The sequence below is a fragment of the Chelativorans composti genome, from assembly GCF_039541695.1.
GTDB classification, from domain to species: Bacteria; Pseudomonadota; Alphaproteobacteria; order Rhizobiales; family Rhizobiaceae; genus Chelativorans; species Chelativorans composti.
The window spans coordinates 1-17,274 of the sequence record NZ_BAABGS010000068.1; the positions used below are offsets into that span (position 1 = coordinate 1).

The following is a 17,274-nucleotide window of genomic DNA, read 5'->3' on the forward strand; positions in this document are numbered from 1 at the left end:
CCTGGCGCAGCTTCGAGGCCGTGGAATACGCAACCCTCGAATGGGTGGACTGGTTCAACAACCGCCGCCTGCTCGAGCCGATCGGGAACATCCCGCCCGCCGAAGTCGAGGCAAACTTCTACGCGGCTCTGGAAACTGAAGCCATGGCCGCGTAACTAAACCAAATCAGCCTCCGGCAAACCCGGCGCGGTTCAGATCGTTACGGGCCGTCTTGCTCTTCAAGAACATTTCAGTTCAACCGAGACCTAGCAGTCGCGGCCGCTGCCTAGCTCCGCCGACGCTTCGGTGCAGTATCCGCCCTCATTTTCGGTGACAGTATCCGTCCTCTATATTGCAATTGTGCTTCGCCTCTCGATCCTGACTCGATAACGGTACGGGCCTTCTGCCTCCACGACGACAAAATCCCCCGCACGCGCGTTGTGCAGTCTGAGAAATGTTCCAACCCACCCTCGCTGGCGGAACATCTTCTTCGTACCGTCCAGATCCGTGTGTATGACCGGGCCGCCCTCCCACGAGACCGATACTTCGCGGGGTGCCTTCGCCGCCTTGTTGGAACCACCAACGGCATCTTTCGGAAAGCGGTCAAAGAATTTTCCAAGATAGAAGTGATTGTTGTTCAGATTGCCCTGGGAGAGCTCTGTCCTGCCTATCACCAACCATCCCGATGGGTTCGACGGCGTGTACTGTTGCTCCTGGCCTATTGCGGGCAACGCCGAATGCCCAGCTGGAATCTTCAGCAATGTAAGCTGCTCCTGGATTGCTCGGCTCACTTCCTCTGTAAACCTTACCCAGGTCACAGCGCCACTGGGATGTCTGTAACGAACGGGTGAAGGCAGTCTTATGACATCTGATAGTACCCAGGGTATGTTCCACTTGGCTAAACCGCCAAACCGGATCATGTCTTCCGGAATGCGATGATGATCGAACGTTGCCACCATCTGCTCGACGTCGAGCGGTTGGCGCACTTCTACCAGCCGCGCCACACCATAGACGCATCCCATGCCCTTCCAGATCAACCCGAACCATCCCCGATGGGAGGTCGCCTCTGACCTCATCTCCCAGTCCTTCTGACCGGCGAGAATATGGCTGATCCAGGGGTTACCGATCACAAGCCCCTTGCGAACAATCGGTTCACACACTTCCATCAACTACACTCATTGTACGACATAGGAACCGTCAGGTTCCCTCGGTGGTACCGCCATCTGATCGCGCTCGAACATGGCGACGATCGCCTTTCCGAGAGGATCGTCTTGAGTGCCGCCAGCCCTTTCGGCGGCCAGTCCCTTTTGCAGCCCTTCAACGTCCTCCCGCGCATCTCCCATGGGCCACAGGGCAGACGTCGCAAGACGCCGCTTGCGGGTCATCAGGCTCTGGAGAAGACAATCAAAAGAGTGCTCCTGATAGGCCCCGTGAATAGCCATCGGCAAATGAATGGTGACAGGCCGAGCCTGACCGATACGATGCACGCGGTCGTTGCACTGCTCCTCGACGGCTGGATTCCACCAGCGGGACAGATGGATGACGTGGGTTGCAGCAGTCAGCGTCAGGCCGGTACCAGCCGCCTTGGGGCCCAAAACGAGAATGTCGAAGCCTCCGTCGTTTTCCAGATGGCGCTGAAAACGGTTTACGATCGCCTGGCGTTGCGGAATGGGCGTATCGCCGTTGATCAGGTCGACGTGATGAAGGCCCAGCTCGCTGCGCACCAGTTCTATGAACCGGTACTGCATCTGCCGGTGCTCAATGAACACCAGAGCGCGTTCACCCTTCGCCTTGATCCGCCGCAGAATGTCGATGGTGGCCTCAAGGCGGGCGGATGCCCGAATGAAGTCGTCGTTACTCGTTTTGATGTTCAGTGCGGGATGGACCGAGACGCTGCGGATATGATGCAGCATCTTGAGTTGGGCCCCCATGCCCCCCGTGGCAAGTTTCAGACGCGCATCGTCGTAGGCTTCGGCCTGGATCGTTGGCATGAGCCGTGGATGGATGCGCCGCACCTTGGGCGGCAGATCGGTGGCCACCGTTTCCTTCAGCCGCCTTATACCAAGTGGAGGCAGTCCGTGACGCGACAGGAACACTCTGGCGTGCAGCTCCTTCATATTGTCTTCGGCTGGCTCTTCATACCGCTCGCGGAACTTGCGCAGCGTGTCGAGGGAACCCGGCGCGAGCTGGTCCATGATGGCCCAGAGTTCGTCTGTCGTATTCTCGATGGGTGTGCCCGTGAGACCAATCCGGAAATCCGCATTGATCGAGCGCCCTGCCACGGCTCGGAGACTCACCGGATTCTTGAGCGCCTGGATCTCGTCGAACACTGCTGCGGAGAACGGAATGCGGGCAAGGGAATGCTGGTAGTTGGTCAGCGTCGTATAGGTCGTGAGGATCCAGAACCTGTGCGCCCGCCCCTCTGCCACCGCCTCTCTCAGAAAGCCAAGATCGAGCTTCGCCGTTCCATCGTCCGTATCCTTGCCCCGAGCCCCGGTCAGCTTGCGTCTGGAAATGGCGGATCCGTACAGACGGATCAGATGCCCAAGACCGGGTTCGTGCATGTGCCGGGCAACCTCCTGCTCCCAGTTTTCCAGCAGCGAGGTGGGAGCAACGATAAGAAACGGCCCCCTGTTTCTGCTACGGGGATCGGCGATCACTTCCTTGAGCCAGGCAAGGAAGGTGATCGTCTGGAGCGTCTTGCCGAGCCCCTGTTCGTCAGCGTTCAGCACTCCCGGAAGGCCGGCTCGCCAGGCTGCGACCTGCCATGCGAAGCATTCCTTCTGATGATCCTTGAGGGGTGTCCGAATGCTGGCAGGCAGACGGTCTTCGATCTGCGAGACGCGCGGCTTGATGGAGGTTAGCCACTTGAGCTCCTCGAAATTGACTTCGGTGTCGAGGACGTAAGGCCCGGTTGGCTCTTCCTCAAATCCGGTGCTGCTTTGATGATCGCCGGACAACTCACCGGCCTCGATCCGTTCATCCAGCAGGTTGAGCATCTCCTGCCGTGCCGGGATCTGGAGGTCATCGAGAGGAATTTCGCGCTCGCCCCGTTCCATCGCCGCCTGCACCTCCGCGCGGAGATTTCGCAGGTCGTCGAGATCCATCCGACCAAGCACCTCCTTCAGACGCTCGCTGAAGTCTTCAGGAAGCCAGGAGCTCTCGCCAGCCTTGTACTCCTCCAGTTGCTTCTTTTCGTACTTGACGATGCCGAGAACCCGCTCCGAGAACTCACGCGTCTCAACGAGAACCGGGCCGACCGCCTGTTCAATGGCTTCCTGTTCCGCCTGAGGCGACAGCCCCTCAAGCTGGCCAGCCTTTCGCAGCTGGGCCTCCACGGCTTCGGTAATTTTGGCAAGCGGATTGCGGATGAAGTCGCGCCGTTCCTCCGGTGACGCCTTCTGCATGTCTGCCATGACACGCAGCGCGGTGGCGGCGGAACGCTCCACCACAACGTAGCGGCCCGGACTGAGACGATAGGCGGAAAGAGCCCCTCTTTCTCTCACCAATCGTTGGAAACGCTGCAGGTCGAGCCCCTGCACCTCGCCCATGTCCTCGGAAATTTCCAGGGCATCGTTGCCACCCCGGTGGGCCTCCAGCGTGTCTCCAGAGAAGGGCACGACATCGAAGTCGGTGTCGCTCTTCGGCGAAATGGAAAAGCGGTCAACCAGCCGTACCTCAAGGCCTGTGAGGAAATCGGTCATCGAGATCCGGGCCATTTCAGTATCCGCTTCCCCGACAGAGCCCGGATCAAGCGCCTTGCGGAATCGCGCGAGCGCTTCCCAGTCTGCGGCATCATTGCCGGAAGACCGGTAGGAATCGGCGATCTCAATTGCATCGAGCATCCACAGCGGGATACGCCGCCGCCCATTCGACGTCTCAAGAATTGCTCCGGTCCGCCGTGGCATCTGGCGTTGACCGTTGCGGGACCATTCGTAACGGAGACGGAAGCCAGGCGACCCCACGATTCCGTCGGCGTCCGTCCTCAAGATCATGTCCACGAAGGGGGGAAGTCCAAGGACAGCGCCCGTTTCGCTTGAAACGTGCGCTGCTATGCGGTGAGACATGACGATGCGATCCGAGTCAACCGAAAGCGGCTCGCGGAGAGCATCTGCGGCTGCCCGAAGGTCAGCAATGGCATAAGCCAGCGGGCGCTCATCGGCAGGAAGGTTCAAAAGGTCCGCCCCAACGCTCCGTCTGATCAGCCGATGGAGCAGATTACTTGCTTCACTTCTTGGCGTGAGAACGATCGCGTCCGGCGAGAACGAAAATTCCAGCTTCACGACAGTGCCTCAGATGTGTTCTAGCACCCAGCCTTCCCAGTAACCCAGGTGAGGTTTTGCTAAGGCTCCCGGAATGAGTCTGATCTGATCGCAGTCATAGCGCGCCTGGTAGAGTTTGGGAGCAAGCCGGTTGGTCTCGTCGAAGATATGAATCTTGTAGTTGTGCGACCCCTCCACGACGATTTTTCGGCCGATCTTCAGAATGAGAAGGGATGTGTTTGACCGGCTCCCGCCGACCACCTGAACACCATAGTTCAGCGTACCCTTTCCGCCCCCGCGCTTTCTGGCCTCCCTTGCCCCAGCCTCACTGAACGCAACCCACGCCCCATCGATTCGACCCTGATCGTACAATCGCAGCCAGAACCTGCGCCGCGGTTCCCACATGTAACTGTCCTCCACCGCCGACACCACGTCCATAAAGAAGCGAATGTTCTCGCCGGTGAGCCAGCGCAGGAGCACATCCATCCTGTCACCAGGAACAGCGGCCCACACGCCGCCGCGCTGGACCCGCGGGTCGCCATACATGCCAATGATGCTTTCGGTGAGATAGCTGACCACTTCGGACGAAGGTGTACGGTCCCGCCAATGCCCCAGAAGGGCGGATATGGCCTCTCCTCCTCCCGATGCCTTGGCCCGCTTCCCCTCTGGCTTGAGCCAGTTTATCAGGCGCTCCATCTGCAGGCGCTTGTCCAGATGGGACTCCAGCAGCTCCACAAAGGCGAGATGTGCTTCATTCATCAGTCCCGGCGCATGCGGATTTCTGAACCCCAGCCTCTGCAATCCACTCCAGGGATCCTCCATCGCAATCATCTTGCTCGCGACGGCTCTGGGTGCCTGCTCGGGGGATAGCAGCTCCGGCACCGCATCAAGCATCTTGCGCCAACACGCCCCCAGGTGACCGGCTGATACTTTCAGCGCGTCCGCCAGCTGACGGGTGTGGTCGGACTGAGCATCAAACGTCTCCATGTAAATGGAGAACATTGCGGCGAGAAAGCCGGGACGGGTCGATGCTTCTGTCTCTCGATAGTAGAAGGTGCGCAGCTCGGCGAGATCTTCCCGCATCCGCCGATCCGGATCGAAGAGCGCCCGGGCTGCGCTTGTGACCAACGAAAGCTTGGTATGCTCCCAATTGTCGCTCTCGTAGCGCTCCTTGACCATCTGGACCAACCTCTCCCGGTCCTTCTCAGGCGGATTGGCGACAACGTCCGGCCACCGGGTCAAGATCCGCTCCACCCGGGACAGCAGCGGATTAAGCGCCGGCAGAGCCGGGCTGACAAACTCTCGCGCTCGTCCAATGCTCTTCAGCAACGTCAATTCGCAATCTCTCCCAGACGGGTCAGTTCAAGCGCTGCACGAATGCGTTCGATCTCTTCCGACCAGCTCGGCGTGTACATGATGATACGAAGATCGACGCGCCGATTTGTGTCGCGTCCCTCCTTCGTCGAGTTGTCCTTGACGGGCCGCATCTGACCATAACCGGCCACTGAAAGGACAGGCTGCCCGCGGAAATTCAGGAACTCCACCAGCTCTGAAGCCCTTTCCAACATGGTCGTGAAGGTGCTGTTGGCCCGATTGGTTGAGAGTGTGAGATTGGCAGTGAAATCCCCCGTCGAGTCCGTGTGCCCCTCAATCTGAAGCGCTTCAATGATCGCATGACCTGGATTGCAGTCGACAGACCAACGGGCGTGTTTACCCAACGTGTAGCACGGAAGGATCTGGGCCAATCTGGATGCAAGTGTTTCCACAATCGGCTTTCTGTCGGAGCGCAACGTGGAGGAGCCTGTGTCAAACAGGCCATCCCCCTGGAACCGCAGCGCATCCGTTTCTTCGCTGATGACGACATCGAGTTCCGGAAAGTCGATCTTCAGCTGATCTCGAAGTCTCTCAAGGATCCGCCGTCGCTGAGAAGCAGATGACGCGAGATAGGCTTCGAGCGGGTCCACCTGGCGGAGTCTCTTCAACTCCCCCAGCTGCCGGATTTTGTCGCGCAGAGCCTGAATTTGTTTATTCAGTTCATCAATCTCTTTTTGCTTGTCCTTAAGCTGATCCTGCAGATCGGCAATTATTTTTTCTTTTTCCCGGATAGCCTCTTGAAGAAGGATGATGTTCCGCTGCGCTTCTTTCCATTGCTTGTCGACCTCCTCCCGCTCCTTGTCGACCTTTTCGTAAATCGACCGGGCCACCGTGTCATTCTCGCTGTACTGCTGGGCAAAATAGGCCAGCAGCAGGATGACAATGAAAAGGAAGCTGACCGTCATGTCCGTCATGGACACGAACGCGCTTTCCTCCTCTTCCTCCCTGTAGCGTGTGCGCAGCCCGCCCCGCATCAGGCCCTCCTAGACTGCGGGGTAAACTGTTCGGCCTGCTCAACGACCTCGCGCAAGGTGTCCAATGCCGGATTCAGCCGATCCTGCAGCTCCCGGACGTGTCCGAACATGCCTTGAACAGCCTTTTCGACGTTCTGAGTATAAAGCTCGAAGGCCTGCCCCAGCTTCACGTCCATTTCGTCCAGACGATCGCCCTGCCCCCGCAGGCGTTCCAGCATGTGGGTGACACCTTCGAGCGCGTTTTCGATCGCCCTCGCCTCGGCCTGAAGAATTTCCCGGGCGGCATCGAGTGCGGACGCAGCGGATTGGGCCGTGGCTTCTGCCGAGCGCGTAATAGTACTCGCCGTATGCTGGGTGCTGTCCGACAGCTGGCGGATCGAGCCCTCCATGCTGTCGACCACAGCCTTCACCGGAGTAACTGCCGAAACCAGGACACCTGCTGCGCCGTTGAACGTTGCCGCAGCCTTCTCGGAGGCATCCGCACCGGCCTTGACGCCGTCCGCCATGCGGCGCAGGTCTGCCGCTCCTTCGTCCAGCTGCCGGACCAGCGCTTCGAGGCGGTTGCTGATCTCCCCAAGCGGCGCGAGCAAACCTGCACCGGCCCTTTCGGACACTCCCGAGGCGACCCGGGCGATCTCCGCACTGGTCCGCGTAAACACCTCGGCAACGTCCTTGCCAGCCCCCTCGATTGCCGTGCTGACCTGCTGGCTCGCCTGGTTCATGCGTTCCTGGGCGGCCTCAGTGCCAACCCTTGCTGCCGCCTCGATCTCCTGCTTGAAGGCTTCCGCGGCCTTGCGCATTTCATTGGCGGCCTCCGACATGGCCCGTGCCCCATCCGCCGTGTTGTCGCGAATCCCTTCCAGGGTGCGGTTCATGACACTGAGAAGCTTCTCCGCCCCTTCGTTGAAAGTTCCTCCAGTAACCTCGGCCGTATTCAGGACCGCAGCACGGAGATCTTCCACAGCCTTGGCGACCTGCAGCGTGACGTTCTCCATTTCGGTGCCGATCCGCCCCGAACTCTGGTCCAGGCGGCCAGCGAGATCAGACAGGCGCTGACTTGCGTCGGAGATTTTCTGGCTGGCTTCCGAGAGCGCAATTCCAACGGATTCCGTAAGCCTGTCGGAGAGACCGGCCACCATGTCTCCGACGCCTTCCGCACCCATTTTGCTCACGCGTTCGACGATCGGAGCCATGGCATCGCCAATCGAGCTCCGGATCGCGTTGGGCAGCTCCTCCCTCAGCGGCCGCCCCAGTTCTGCCACGAGCTCCATGCCGATCAGGCGGAAATGCTCCCTCTGCTCCCGGATTGCCTGCAGCTGCTCGGACGCCAACGCCTCAAGACTGATGTACGGAAGCCGCTGCTCAATCACCGAACAAAGCTCATGCAGCGCTTCCTCAAGCCAGCCGTAGAGCACCCTCAACTCAATCGTGAACACGATTGAGCAGAACAATCCTGTAAGCGACATGATGAACTTTGCGGAAGCCACCGTCAGCAGCCGGCGCATGACTTCGCCGTCGATTTCAGCACCTCCTGACATCGTCTGGAGGGCCGCGATCAGCCCAAGAAACGTCAGGAACAATCCAACGGAGACAAACAGGCCCGGAACGATACGCCACCCACCAACGCCGAATCTCAAATCCTCGGCGTTCAAGAACACCGACGGGCGCACGGCATTGCGCAGAATGATTTCACCACCCTCTTCATGGGGAACAAGCGTTTCCCTGTACTCTTCCCAGGCTGCAGCAAGCTGGCGGCGATACTTGTTCGTACTTCCTGACCGTATGGCCGCGGAAATGATATCGATTTGCTGGCTGAACTCTTTGCCATCGGCCCGGCTTTGGATTTGCTTCCTTAGCCAGTTGACCGCTCTTCTGCGCTGGTTAACTCGAAAAATGAAAACCGCACTGCCAAGCAACAATAGCGCGACAATAATAAGCGCAACAATACCAGGGGCTGCCTCATCCCGGACGAGCACATTTGCCACGCCAAGAATTGCAGCGACAACACTACTCCCTTTTTCTTGCCACAAGATATGCCCCCTCGGATTCCAGCGAATCCGCTTCCCACCCCGCGAATCTTCCATCTCAGCGGGCACTCTGATCTTCCAAACTGTCGAGGGTTGTTCAAGGCCAGCCTGAGCTTTTCCACTTGGCCTGGCTGATGGGGCTACTCTTTAATCGCGGGCACCGCCTCTCAAACCAACACATCCCAGGCCATGCTGCCCAAGAGGCTAGGCGACCGTATTTCTCGATCGTCCGTGAAGCGGATGCCAGATGCATGAAAGGCATAGGCGTGAGGGGTGCTACATGTTCTCGCTCTGCCCAGCTCAGCGAATTCCGCCAGATCGGGGCCGTTTCGAGCAGATCAACATCAACCTCGACTGCGTCAAGGCCGCTGGTCGGGACCAGTCGTAGCAGAGCATTTGCTGAAATCTTGGTCCAGGTTTCACACGAAACCAGGAATGACTCTTCGCCCAGCTCGGCGATCGTTGCCGTTCGCGTATCGGGAATGCCTTGGCGAGCAGTAGGCGGCGCTCACCGATGTTTATCAGCGCGTCCAATTTGAATGACCAACCCCATCGACTTTACCCAATTGTCGCCTGCTTTTTCTTGCTTGCGACGGTTTAGGATACTTTATCGCTCCGTCAGCCGGACACGCACTATGGCGGTCTGCGGACGTCCCGGATGGCATGAACCAGTCACAGGCAACAGCAATGAAGCTTTCGGCCCGATTTGGTTCGGGAAGCCTGTCCAGCGGGAAGCTGACGAAAGAGTTCACTCCTCCGTTGGACAATGGACCAATAGCTGATGCAAACCTATTGAGAAAGGACAGTTTATCCTCCTCCGGCAGCCACGAGTAGTAGCTGAGACTGATGTTAACGTGGCCGTTTCTGCCCGGGGAAAAAGACTTCAGAACTCTGGCGAATCCCCGTCCAGCCACGCGGAAAGAGACAGTGCCAAGAGGCTTGCTCGGGCTGCGTGCCTTATTTCGGTCATCAGATCTCCTCCTGTCTTTGAACCGAAGTTGTGATCCCCTCTCCCCCTCACCGATAACTTTCTCTGTTTGAGCGCTCAATTTTTCCCGTTTGACGGAAATGAGCCCCAGGGGCCAACCTCGTAAAAAACCTAAGGGGGAATTCCAATGATCGGCATTCAGAAAGCGGCCTTGATGGCCTTTGCGCTCACTACCGGCCTGTCCTCGGCTGCCATTGCGGCTGAGATTACCGTGATGGGCTACCGTGGTGCCTTTGAGGAGAACTACGTCAAGGCTGTGATTGAGCCCTTCCAGAAGGCTCACCCGGACATCAAGGTGAACTTCTTCGGTGTCCAGAATGCCGCCACCGCGCTCGGCAACATGCGTGCCCAGAAGGATAACCCGGCCGTTAACGCCGTGATCTTCGACCTTTCCGTTGCCAAGATCGCTTCCGAGGAAGGCCTCGTCGAGGATATCCCGCTGGAGAAGCTGACCCACTATCAGGATATCTTCGACATGGGCCGTGAGCTCGGCGGGCAGGCCATTCCGCTGACCTACGACACTCTCAACCTGATCTACAACACCAAGGCCTATCCGGAAGCTCCTGAAAGCTGGGAAGCCCTGTGGGATCCGAAGGTCGACGGCATGCTTGTTCTCCCGGCCCAGGGCGGAGGCGACATCCAGGCCATCCTGCTGACCATCGTTGCCAATCAGCTGGCGGGTGAGACGGACTACAAGTCCAACATCCGCCCGGGTGTCGAGAAGCTGGTGGAACTGGCCCCGATGGTCCAGACCTGGGAGCCCAAGCCTGACTCCTATACGATCGTTGCCGACGGTACCGCCAACCTCTCGATCGGCTACAACGCCCGCGGCCAGTACTATGTCGACTTCACCGAGGGTCGCCTTGGTACTTCGCTCCCGAAGGAAGGCGCTCCGGCCCAGATCAACGTAATCAGCCAGATCGCCAACTCGAACGAGCCGGAAGCGACGCTCACCTTCATCAACTATGCCCTGAGCCCGGAAGCCCAGGCAGCCTTTGCCGCGGCGATGTTCTACGCCCCCACCAACACGAAGGCGGAAGTTTCCCCGGAGGTCCAGGCCCGCATCCCCTTCCTCGATCCGGAGAAGCAGGAGCACCTGATTCACGTCGACTGGATGGCCATCGGCGACCTGCGGGAGACGTTCCTCACCCCGTGGAAGCGCGAAATCATCCCCGCCGGACGTTAATTCCCCTGCCGCGCCTCGCTGGACCCGTCCGCGGGGCGCGGACCCGCTCAGACCTATAGGTAGAACAATGACGCCATCTGCGTTGCGCGAGCAGTCCCCCGCCGCGGTGGGATCAGATCCGGCCTATCTGAGCCTGACTGATGTCCGCAAGATCTATCCCAACGGCTACCGTGCCGTGGACAGCCTGAACATCGATGTGCCCGAAGGGCAGATGCTGGGTCTCCTGGGACCGTCGGGTTGCGGCAAGACCACCACCCTGCGCATGATCGCCGGTCTCATCGAGATCTCCTCCGGGCACATCCGCGTCGCGGGCCGCGAACTGGCACAGGAACCTCCGCATAAGCGGGACATGGGTCTGGTCTTCCAGAACTACGCCCTTTTTCCGCATATGACGGTGGCCGAGAACGTTGCCTTCGGTCTGCAGATGCGTGGCATTCCCTTCCGCGAAGCCCGCACCCGGGTGGAAGAGGCCCTCGAGATGGTCCGCCTTCCCGGCTATGGCAGCCGCAAGCCGAAGGAACTGTCCGGCGGCCAGCAGCAGCGTGTCGCGCTCGCCCGCGCACTGGTCATCCGGCCCCGCATCCTCCTGCTCGACGAGCCTCTTTCCAATCTCGACGCCAAGCTGCGCGACGAGATGCGGGTCGAGATCCGCGAAATCCAGCAGCGCCTGAAGATCACGACTGTTTTCGTCACGCATGACCAGGTCGAAGCCCTAACCATGTGCGATCTCGTCGGCGTCATGCACAAGGGGCGCCTCGCCCAGCTCGGCACGCCCGAGGACATCTATGAGCGGCCGAACTCGCTCTTCGTTTCCGAGTTCGTCGGCCGCACCAACAAGGTCCGCGCCGAGGTTGTGGACCTGAACAGGATTCGCATTGGTTCGGAAGTCTTCAGCGCCGACACGGGCGGCCGCCGCGAGGGTACCGTATGGGCCACCGTCCGCCCGCACCGGATCGCCCTGAGCCCGGATCGCGACCGCGCACTCATGTCCAGGCAGACCAACGCCGTGCGTGGCCGCGTCCTGCGCGTCACCTACATCGGCGACATCGTCCAGTATGACCTCGACATCGGCGGTGCTGAGTTCAAGGTTGAGCACCATACGACCAGCCAGGGCGCCCGCTATTCCGGCGGCCAGACCCTGATGTGCGAATGGGCGCCGGCCGACATGCTTGTCTACGGGGAAGAGACATGACCATGTCCCTTTCCCGCGCGGCGCAGCGCCGGCTGCTGCTGTGGGCGCTCCTTCTGCCCATGGCGGTGGTCAACTTTGTCACCTTCATCCTCCCGATGCTGCGCCTTGGCATGATCTCCTTCATCGAGGCGCGTCCGGGCGGCGTACTGACCGACGTCTTTACCTTCGGCAACTACATCGACTTCTTTCGCGATCCGTTCAGCTACAAACTGATCTGGAACTCGCTGCGCATGTCGCTGATCGTGACACTCGGCACGCTTGTGGCCGCCTATCCCATCGCCCTGTTCCTGTACCGGGTGAATCCGGTCTGGCGGAACATTCTCTTCGTGATCACCATCTCGCCGCTTCTCGTCTCGGCGGTGGTGCGCACCTACGGTTGGATGGTCCTGCTGGGCAACAAGGGCCTCATCAACGGCCTGCTGATGTCCGCCGGTCTGATCGACGGGCCCATCCGCCTGATGAACAACGAGCTGGGCGTGTACATCGGCCTCATCGAAATCATGATTCCCTATATGGCCCTGGCGCTCATCGCTGGCTTCGGCAGGCTCGACCCCGTCTACGAAGAGGCTGCGGCGATGCTGGGTGCAAACGCCTTCACGCGCTTCTACCGCATCATCGTTCCTCTCACCATGCCGGGCATCCTGCTGGGCTGCCTGTTGGTGTTCGTGCTCTCGGTGAGCTCCTTCATCACCCCGAAGCTGCTGGGCGGCGGACGCGTCTTCCTGCTCGCCACCGAGGTTTACGACCAGGCCATCGTCCGCCTGGAATGGACGCAGGCCGCATCGACATCCGTCATCGTCCTGCTGATCTTTGGATTGGCGATGATGCTCTACACGCGCATCGCGCGGCGCTATGAATGAGGTAGGCAGATGATTGGCAAGCTCACTCTGCGCCTGAAGATCCTCGTATTCTTCCTTTACATCTTCTTGCTGGCGCCGATCCTGGTGGTCCTGCCGCTATCTTTCAGCAACGATACCTTCATGGTGTTTCCGCCGGAAAGCTGGGGCGTGCGGTGGTACGTCGCCATGTTCGAGCATGAGGGTCTGACACGGGCCTTCCGCCTCTCGCTCTGGCTGGCAGCCGTGGTGACGGTGCTGAGCCTCCTGCTCGGCGTGCCTGCTGCCTTCGCGATCAGCCGCTTCCAGTTCCGCGGCCGCGACCTGCTGCTGAACACCTTCACCGCGCCGCTTCTGCTGCCGTCGATCGTGCTTGGCCTCGCCATCCTGCTGGTCTTCGTCCAGGCCCGCCTGCTGGGAAGCTATTCCGGCCTGATCCTGGCCCACCTGGTCGTAACCACCCCCTACGTAATCCGCATCATGGTCACGGCCTTCGGCACCATGCCACCCTCCGTCGAGGAGGCCGCGACAATGCTCGGGGCGTCGCCCTTCACGGTCTTCCGCCGCATCACCATGCCCCTGATGATGCCTGGCCTGATCGCTTCGGCGGCCCTTTCCTTCCTGATGTCCTTTGACGAAGTGATCATCTCTCTCTTCGTCACTGGCCCCCAGGTCCGCACACTGCCGGTGGAGATTTTCGACTACGTGGAGAGCCGCACCGATCCCATGGCTGCTGCCATCTCGGTGGCCCTCATTGTCGCAACCCTGGCCATCATTCTCATCCTCGAACGCACCCTGGGCTTCTCGAAGGCCATGGGCAAGTAACTCACACAACAAGAAAGTATTTCAAATGGATAATGTCGCCCTCTGGATGTCCCAGCCGCATTTCAGCTTTCTCGAAATGTCGAAGCTGTGCGGTTTCAAGTCGCTGGTGGTCGAGCTTGAGCACGGCACCTTCGACCTTGGTACGCTGGATCAGTTTCTGGCCTTCGCCAAAGCTCTGAACATCCCCACTATCTGCAAGCTGATCGCGCCCAACGTAGAGTCCGTCCAGCAGGTGCTGGATTTCGGCGCTTCCGGCGTGGTCATCCCCCATATCCGCGATGTGGCCCATGCGGCCGAAATCACGAAGGCCGCCAAGTACCCCCCGATGGGCGTGCGCTCCTTCGCCGGCGGTCGGGTATTCGACTACACCCGTCCCTCCACCACTGGCATCGATGATCAGAACCAACTGACCAAGTGCTACGCCATGATCGAGACGGCGGAGAGCCTTGAGGACGTGGAGAAGATCATCGCGCTCGATACCGTCGACGGCCTCTTCCCCGGACCGACGGACCTGGCGCTTGCTTGCGGCCGTGGCGCCTACTCCTTCAACGAGGCCGATCGCGCCGACCTGAAGCGCATTGCCCGTGCAGCCCGCGAGGCCGGCAAGCCCTGGATCATGCCCGCCTGGACCCCGGCCGAGCGCCAGTTCGCCATCGAGGAAGGCGCCGAGCTGATCGTCGTGGCGACCCAGAACATGATCATCCGCAGTGGCATCCAATCCACCGTCAACATGCTGAAGGCCGAAGGTGTCGTTGCCTGAAGCCGCACACCAGTTTTTCTCTTGCAAGGAACCCAAGCGATGAAAGTCTCGCTCATTCAGACCAATCCCAAGCAGGATCGTGCCAAGAACCTCCGCGACATCGAAGCGCTGATGGAGGCCGCCGTTAAGGAGGATTCTCCGGACCTGATCGTTCTGCCCGAATACTTCGAGCTTTACGGCACGACGCTTGCCGAGAAACTTGCCGCAGCCCAGCCCGCCCCCGGCGGCGATGCCTACACCATGGCGCAGAACTTCGCCCGCAAGCACGGCGTTTACGTCCACGCTGGCACCATCATGGAGAAGATCGAAGGAGAGAACCGTATCTACAACACCTCTTTCGTCTTCGACCGTACGGGCAAGGAAGTCGCGGCCTATCGCAAGATCCACATGTTCGACATCGAGACGCCGGACGGCATGACCTTTCGCGAGTCCGACAGCGTGAAGCCGGGCGAGGACATCGTCACCTACGAGATCGATGGCCTGAAGGTTGGCTGCGCAATCTGCTACGACATTCGCTTCTTTGAGCTTTTCCTCCAGCTCGAGAAGCGGGGTTGCGACATCATCGTGCTGCCCGCTGCCTTCACCCTCCAGACCGGCAAGGACCACTGGGAAGTGCTTGCACGCTCCCGCGCCATTGAAACCCAAACCTATTTCGTCGCCTGTGGCATGACGGGCTCCGTCACCGTGGATGGCCAGGTCAAGTCCTGCTACGGTCACTCGCTGGTCGTGGACCCGTGGGGCCATACCGTGGCCAGGGCCTCAGACGGCGAGGGCTTTGTGACCGCCCGCATCGACCCGAAGCAGATCGCGCGCGTCCGCAATCTCATCCCCATGACCAAGCACCGCCGTCTGGCCTGTGCCTGAGGAGCCGCTGATGTACACCGTAAGACCCATGCCTGAGCAGGTTCCCGCCGAGGACCTGGAACTTCTTGCCCAGGTGGAAACGGCCACTGTCGGCCACTGGCGCCTGATGGGCTTCATGGATCGGCGCATTCAGCCACTGATTCCGGGCCGCCGCGTGGTTGGCACTGCCGTCACGCTTGCCATTTCGGCCTCGGACTCGACCCTTCTGCACCACGCGACCGGGCTGCTGCGTCCCGGCGACATCCTCGTCGTCGACCGCCTCGGCGATGACAAGTACGCCTGCTGGGGTGGCGGCGTGACCGTCGCCGCCAAGGCTGCAGGCGCCGTCGCCGGCATCGTGGACGGCCCCTGCACCGACCTCACGGAAATCATGGAAAGCGATTTCCCGATGTGGTCGCGCGGACTGTCGCCAATCACCACCCGCATATACGACCTCGGCGGCGCGATGAACGTCCCCGTTTCCTGCGGCGGCGCCGTCGTCATGCCGGGTGATGCGATCCTCGCGGACGAGAGCGGCGTTCTGGTCCTGCCGCGCGACGAAGTCCGCGAAGTGGCGGAGAAGGCCATCGCCATCCAGACGGCCGGCAAGGAGCGTGAAGCCCGCGTTCGCCGCGGTGAGATCCGCCTCGGAGAACTTTCCGGCGCGTCCGCCAAGGTTCTGGCCAAGCTGGCCTGACGCAACCTCAGTCGGGGATATTCACCAGATCCCAGGAATACTCCCCGGCAATTTCACGAGCGATACCGCGCGCGATCTCCGAAACGAGCAGCGGAATTCCCGACGAGGAACTCCGCTGCCACATGATGTGATAGGGCGTCTGAGGGAACACCGGATGGACGTCGAGAACGCTCAGCGTGCCGCTGCGCAACTGGTCCTGCACCACCACCGGCGGCAGCACCGCAATGCCGATCCCCGCCTCCACCAGATTGATCGTGGTGGCCAGCGAATTGGAATAGTGCATCTCGCAGTCGGCCGCGGCCTCCTCGCCAAGATACTCCAGCAGCCTGTCATGGTTCAGCGTGCCGCGCGCATAGGAGATGATCGGCTGGCTGACGATGTCCCTGATGCCCAGCTGCTCACCGGACGGGAACACGCCGGTACGCGCCACCCAGTACATGCCGAGGTTCCACAGCGGCTGGCAGATCCGGCTCGGGTGCTCCTCGCGCTTGATGCCGATCACCACGTCCAGATCCCCGCTGTCGAGCATGTCCAGGAGCCGCGGGTTCCCGTCCGTTTCTACCAGCACGGACAGTCGGGGGTAGTCCTGCTCCATGCGCCGGATCATCCGCGGCAGGAGCTGTGACGGCGCGACGGACGGCATGACGCCAAGCCGGATCGTGCCTCCTGCGTCACCCGCCGGCTGCAGCTGTGCGCGCAGCTCATGGTAGCTCTGGACGATCTTGAGTGCGCCGGACAGAAAGATGCTGCCTTCGGGCGTGATGCGAACATCCTTCGAATCACGCTCGAAAAGCTTGATGCCAAGCTCGTTCTCTATCGTCAGGATTCGGCTGGATACGGCAGCGGGGGTGATGTTGAGCCGCTCGGCCGTGACCCTGAAGTTCAGGCACTGCGCGAGGCAGATCACTGTTTCCATAAACCTTATGTTCACAGCATAAACTCCTTCCTTTCACTGAACACCGGGACAATAATCCGGTGTGCAGTGCTGCTGCCGCAGCGGCTTCCCGAGCCGATGGGTGCCCTTCTAGGGAAAGGGGTTATACAGCTCATTAAGAGGGAAAGAATTCGCCGCAGTTTTTTTCGTGCCCGTCCGGCTCATTGGGCTCATTCTCCTGCCCCTGCTCCAGGCTCTCCGTCAGTCGGTGGCACCTTCGAGGTTGCCCACCATGCAGGCGTAATCGCCTCTGTGAACGACATTGCGCGTCAGATGCTGCATGATCCTGATGCCATTCCCGAAGGGGGCCGGGAGGAACTCTTCCAGCGCTCGAAGGCGTGTCCCCATCGCATCAGTTGCCGACTCGGAAGATCTTTGTCGGCAACATGCTGGCAGC

Annotated in this window: 14 protein-coding genes and 1 pseudogene; 8 read left to right on the top strand and 7 right to left on the bottom strand. The window is 60.3% G+C overall.

Annotated features, from left to right (window positions below):
- Positions 1-155: pseudogene (locus ABD906_RS11975) on the top strand (IS3 family transposase); the annotation flags it as partial.
- Between the two features lie 171 nt (positions 156-326).
- Here the strand turns inward: ABD906_RS11975 and ABD906_RS11980 are convergent.
- From ABD906_RS11980 to zorA, 5 genes are all read right to left on the bottom strand, one after another.
- Positions 327-1,145 carry an ASCH domain-containing protein gene (locus ABD906_RS11980; RefSeq protein WP_345099637.1) on the bottom strand — a complete coding sequence of 273 codons (819 nt, stop codon included), beginning with the start codon at positions 1,143-1,145 and terminating at the stop codon, positions 327-329.
- Between the two features lie 9 nt (positions 1,146-1,154).
- Positions 1,155-3,824, bottom strand: a complete 2,670-nt coding sequence (locus ABD906_RS11985) for a DEAD/DEAH box helicase (protein ID WP_345099638.1) — start codon at positions 3,822-3,824, stop codon at positions 1,155-1,157.
- Positions 3,825-4,271: 447 nt separating this feature from the next.
- Positions 4,272-5,576 (bottom strand): EH signature domain-containing protein, encoded by a 1,305-nt coding sequence (locus ABD906_RS11990; RefSeq protein ID WP_345099639.1) that lies wholly within the window; start codon positions 5,574-5,576, stop codon positions 4,272-4,274.
- Complete coding sequence (locus tag ABD906_RS11995; protein WP_345099640.1) at positions 5,573-6,589, bottom strand: OmpA family protein; 1,017 nt, start codon at positions 6,587-6,589, stop codon at positions 5,573-5,575. The genes ABD906_RS11990 and ABD906_RS11995 overlap by 4 nt, the downstream gene beginning before the upstream one ends.
- A complete protein-coding gene (gene zorA, locus ABD906_RS12000) occupies positions 6,589-8,685 on the bottom strand; it encodes an anti-phage ZorAB system protein ZorA (protein WP_345099641.1) in 2,097 nt (698 codons plus the stop codon). Before zorA ends, ABD906_RS11995 begins: the two co-directional genes overlap by 1 nt.
- Before the next feature lie 1,046 nt (positions 8,686-9,731).
- Here zorA and ABD906_RS12005 point away from each other — a divergent pair.
- The 7 genes from ABD906_RS12005 to ABD906_RS12035 all read left to right on the top strand — a co-directional run bounded on the left by ABD906_RS12005 (position 9,732) and on the right by ABD906_RS12035 (position 15,943).
- Positions 9,732-10,790: an extracellular solute-binding protein gene (locus tag ABD906_RS12005; protein ID WP_345099642.1), complete on the top strand. Its 1,059-nt coding sequence runs from the start codon at positions 9,732-9,734 to the stop codon at positions 10,788-10,790.
- Positions 10,791-10,857: 67 nt separating this feature from the next.
- The gene (locus tag ABD906_RS12010; protein ID WP_345099643.1) at positions 10,858-11,982 is read left to right on the top strand and encodes an ABC transporter ATP-binding protein; all 1,125 of its coding nucleotides are present in this window, start codon (positions 10,858-10,860) and stop codon (positions 11,980-11,982) included.
- Complete coding sequence (locus ABD906_RS12015; protein ID WP_345099644.1) at positions 11,979-12,842, top strand: ABC transporter permease; 864 nt, start codon at positions 11,979-11,981, stop codon at positions 12,840-12,842. Before ABD906_RS12010 ends, ABD906_RS12015 begins: the two co-directional genes overlap by 4 nt.
- Positions 12,843-12,851: 9 nt before the next feature.
- Positions 12,852-13,643 (top strand): ABC transporter permease, encoded by a 792-nt coding sequence (locus tag ABD906_RS12020; protein ID WP_345099645.1) that lies wholly within the window; start codon positions 12,852-12,854, stop codon positions 13,641-13,643.
- A gap of 25 nt (positions 13,644-13,668) precedes the next feature.
- Complete coding sequence (locus ABD906_RS12025) at positions 13,669-14,403, top strand: HpcH/HpaI aldolase family protein (protein WP_345099646.1); 735 nt, start codon at positions 13,669-13,671, stop codon at positions 14,401-14,403.
- A 39-nt stretch (positions 14,404-14,442) separates the two neighbouring features.
- Positions 14,443-15,267: a carbon-nitrogen hydrolase family protein gene (locus ABD906_RS12030; RefSeq protein ID WP_345099647.1), complete on the top strand. Its 825-nt coding sequence runs from the start codon at positions 14,443-14,445 to the stop codon at positions 15,265-15,267.
- A gap of 10 nt (positions 15,268-15,277) precedes the next feature.
- On the top strand, positions 15,278-15,943 hold the full coding sequence (locus ABD906_RS12035; protein WP_345099648.1) for an RraA family protein: 666 nt from the start codon (positions 15,278-15,280) through the stop codon (positions 15,941-15,943).
- 7 nt (positions 15,944-15,950) lie between these two features.
- On the opposite strand, the gene ABD906_RS12040 is transcribed toward ABD906_RS12035, so the two are convergent.
- Entirely contained in the window at positions 15,951-16,874 is a 924-nt protein-coding gene (locus ABD906_RS12040) for a LysR family transcriptional regulator (protein ID WP_345099649.1), read from the bottom strand.
- A 204-nt stretch (positions 16,875-17,078) separates the two neighbouring features.
- Positions 17,079-17,225: a hypothetical protein gene (locus ABD906_RS12045; RefSeq protein ID WP_345099650.1), complete on the bottom strand. Its 147-nt coding sequence runs from the start codon at positions 17,223-17,225 to the stop codon at positions 17,079-17,081.
- Between the last annotated feature and the right edge of the window lie 49 nt (positions 17,226-17,274).

Coding starts and splice junctions, on each gene's coding strand:
- ABD906_RS12010 (WP_345099643.1), top strand. CDS start 10,858: ATGACGCCATCTGCGTTGCGCGAGCAGTCCCCCGCCGCGGTGGGATCA.
- ABD906_RS11985 (WP_345099638.1), bottom strand. CDS start 3,824: ATGCTCGATGCAATTGAGATCGCCGATTCCTACCGGTCTTCCGGCAAT.
- ABD906_RS12020 (WP_345099645.1), top strand. CDS start 12,852: ATGATTGGCAAGCTCACTCTGCGCCTGAAGATCCTCGTATTCTTCCTT.
- ABD906_RS12035 (WP_345099648.1), top strand. CDS start 15,278: ATGTACACCGTAAGACCCATGCCTGAGCAGGTTCCCGCCGAGGACCTG.
- ABD906_RS12015 (WP_345099644.1), top strand. CDS start 11,979: ATGACCATGTCCCTTTCCCGCGCGGCGCAGCGCCGGCTGCTGCTGTGG.
- ABD906_RS11980 (WP_345099637.1), bottom strand. CDS start 1,145: ATGGAAGTGTGTGAACCGATTGTTCGCAAGGGGCTTGTGATCGGTAAC.
- ABD906_RS12025 (WP_345099646.1), top strand. CDS start 13,669: ATGGATAATGTCGCCCTCTGGATGTCCCAGCCGCATTTCAGCTTTCTC.
- ABD906_RS11995 (WP_345099640.1), bottom strand. CDS start 6,589: ATGCGGGGCGGGCTGCGCACACGCTACAGGGAGGAAGAGGAGGAAAGC.
- ABD906_RS12045 (WP_345099650.1), bottom strand. CDS start 17,225: ATGGGGACACGCCTTCGAGCGCTGGAAGAGTTCCTCCCGGCCCCCTTC.
- ABD906_RS12030 (WP_345099647.1), top strand. CDS start 14,443: ATGAAAGTCTCGCTCATTCAGACCAATCCCAAGCAGGATCGTGCCAAG.
- ABD906_RS12005 (WP_345099642.1), top strand. CDS start 9,732: ATGATCGGCATTCAGAAAGCGGCCTTGATGGCCTTTGCGCTCACTACC.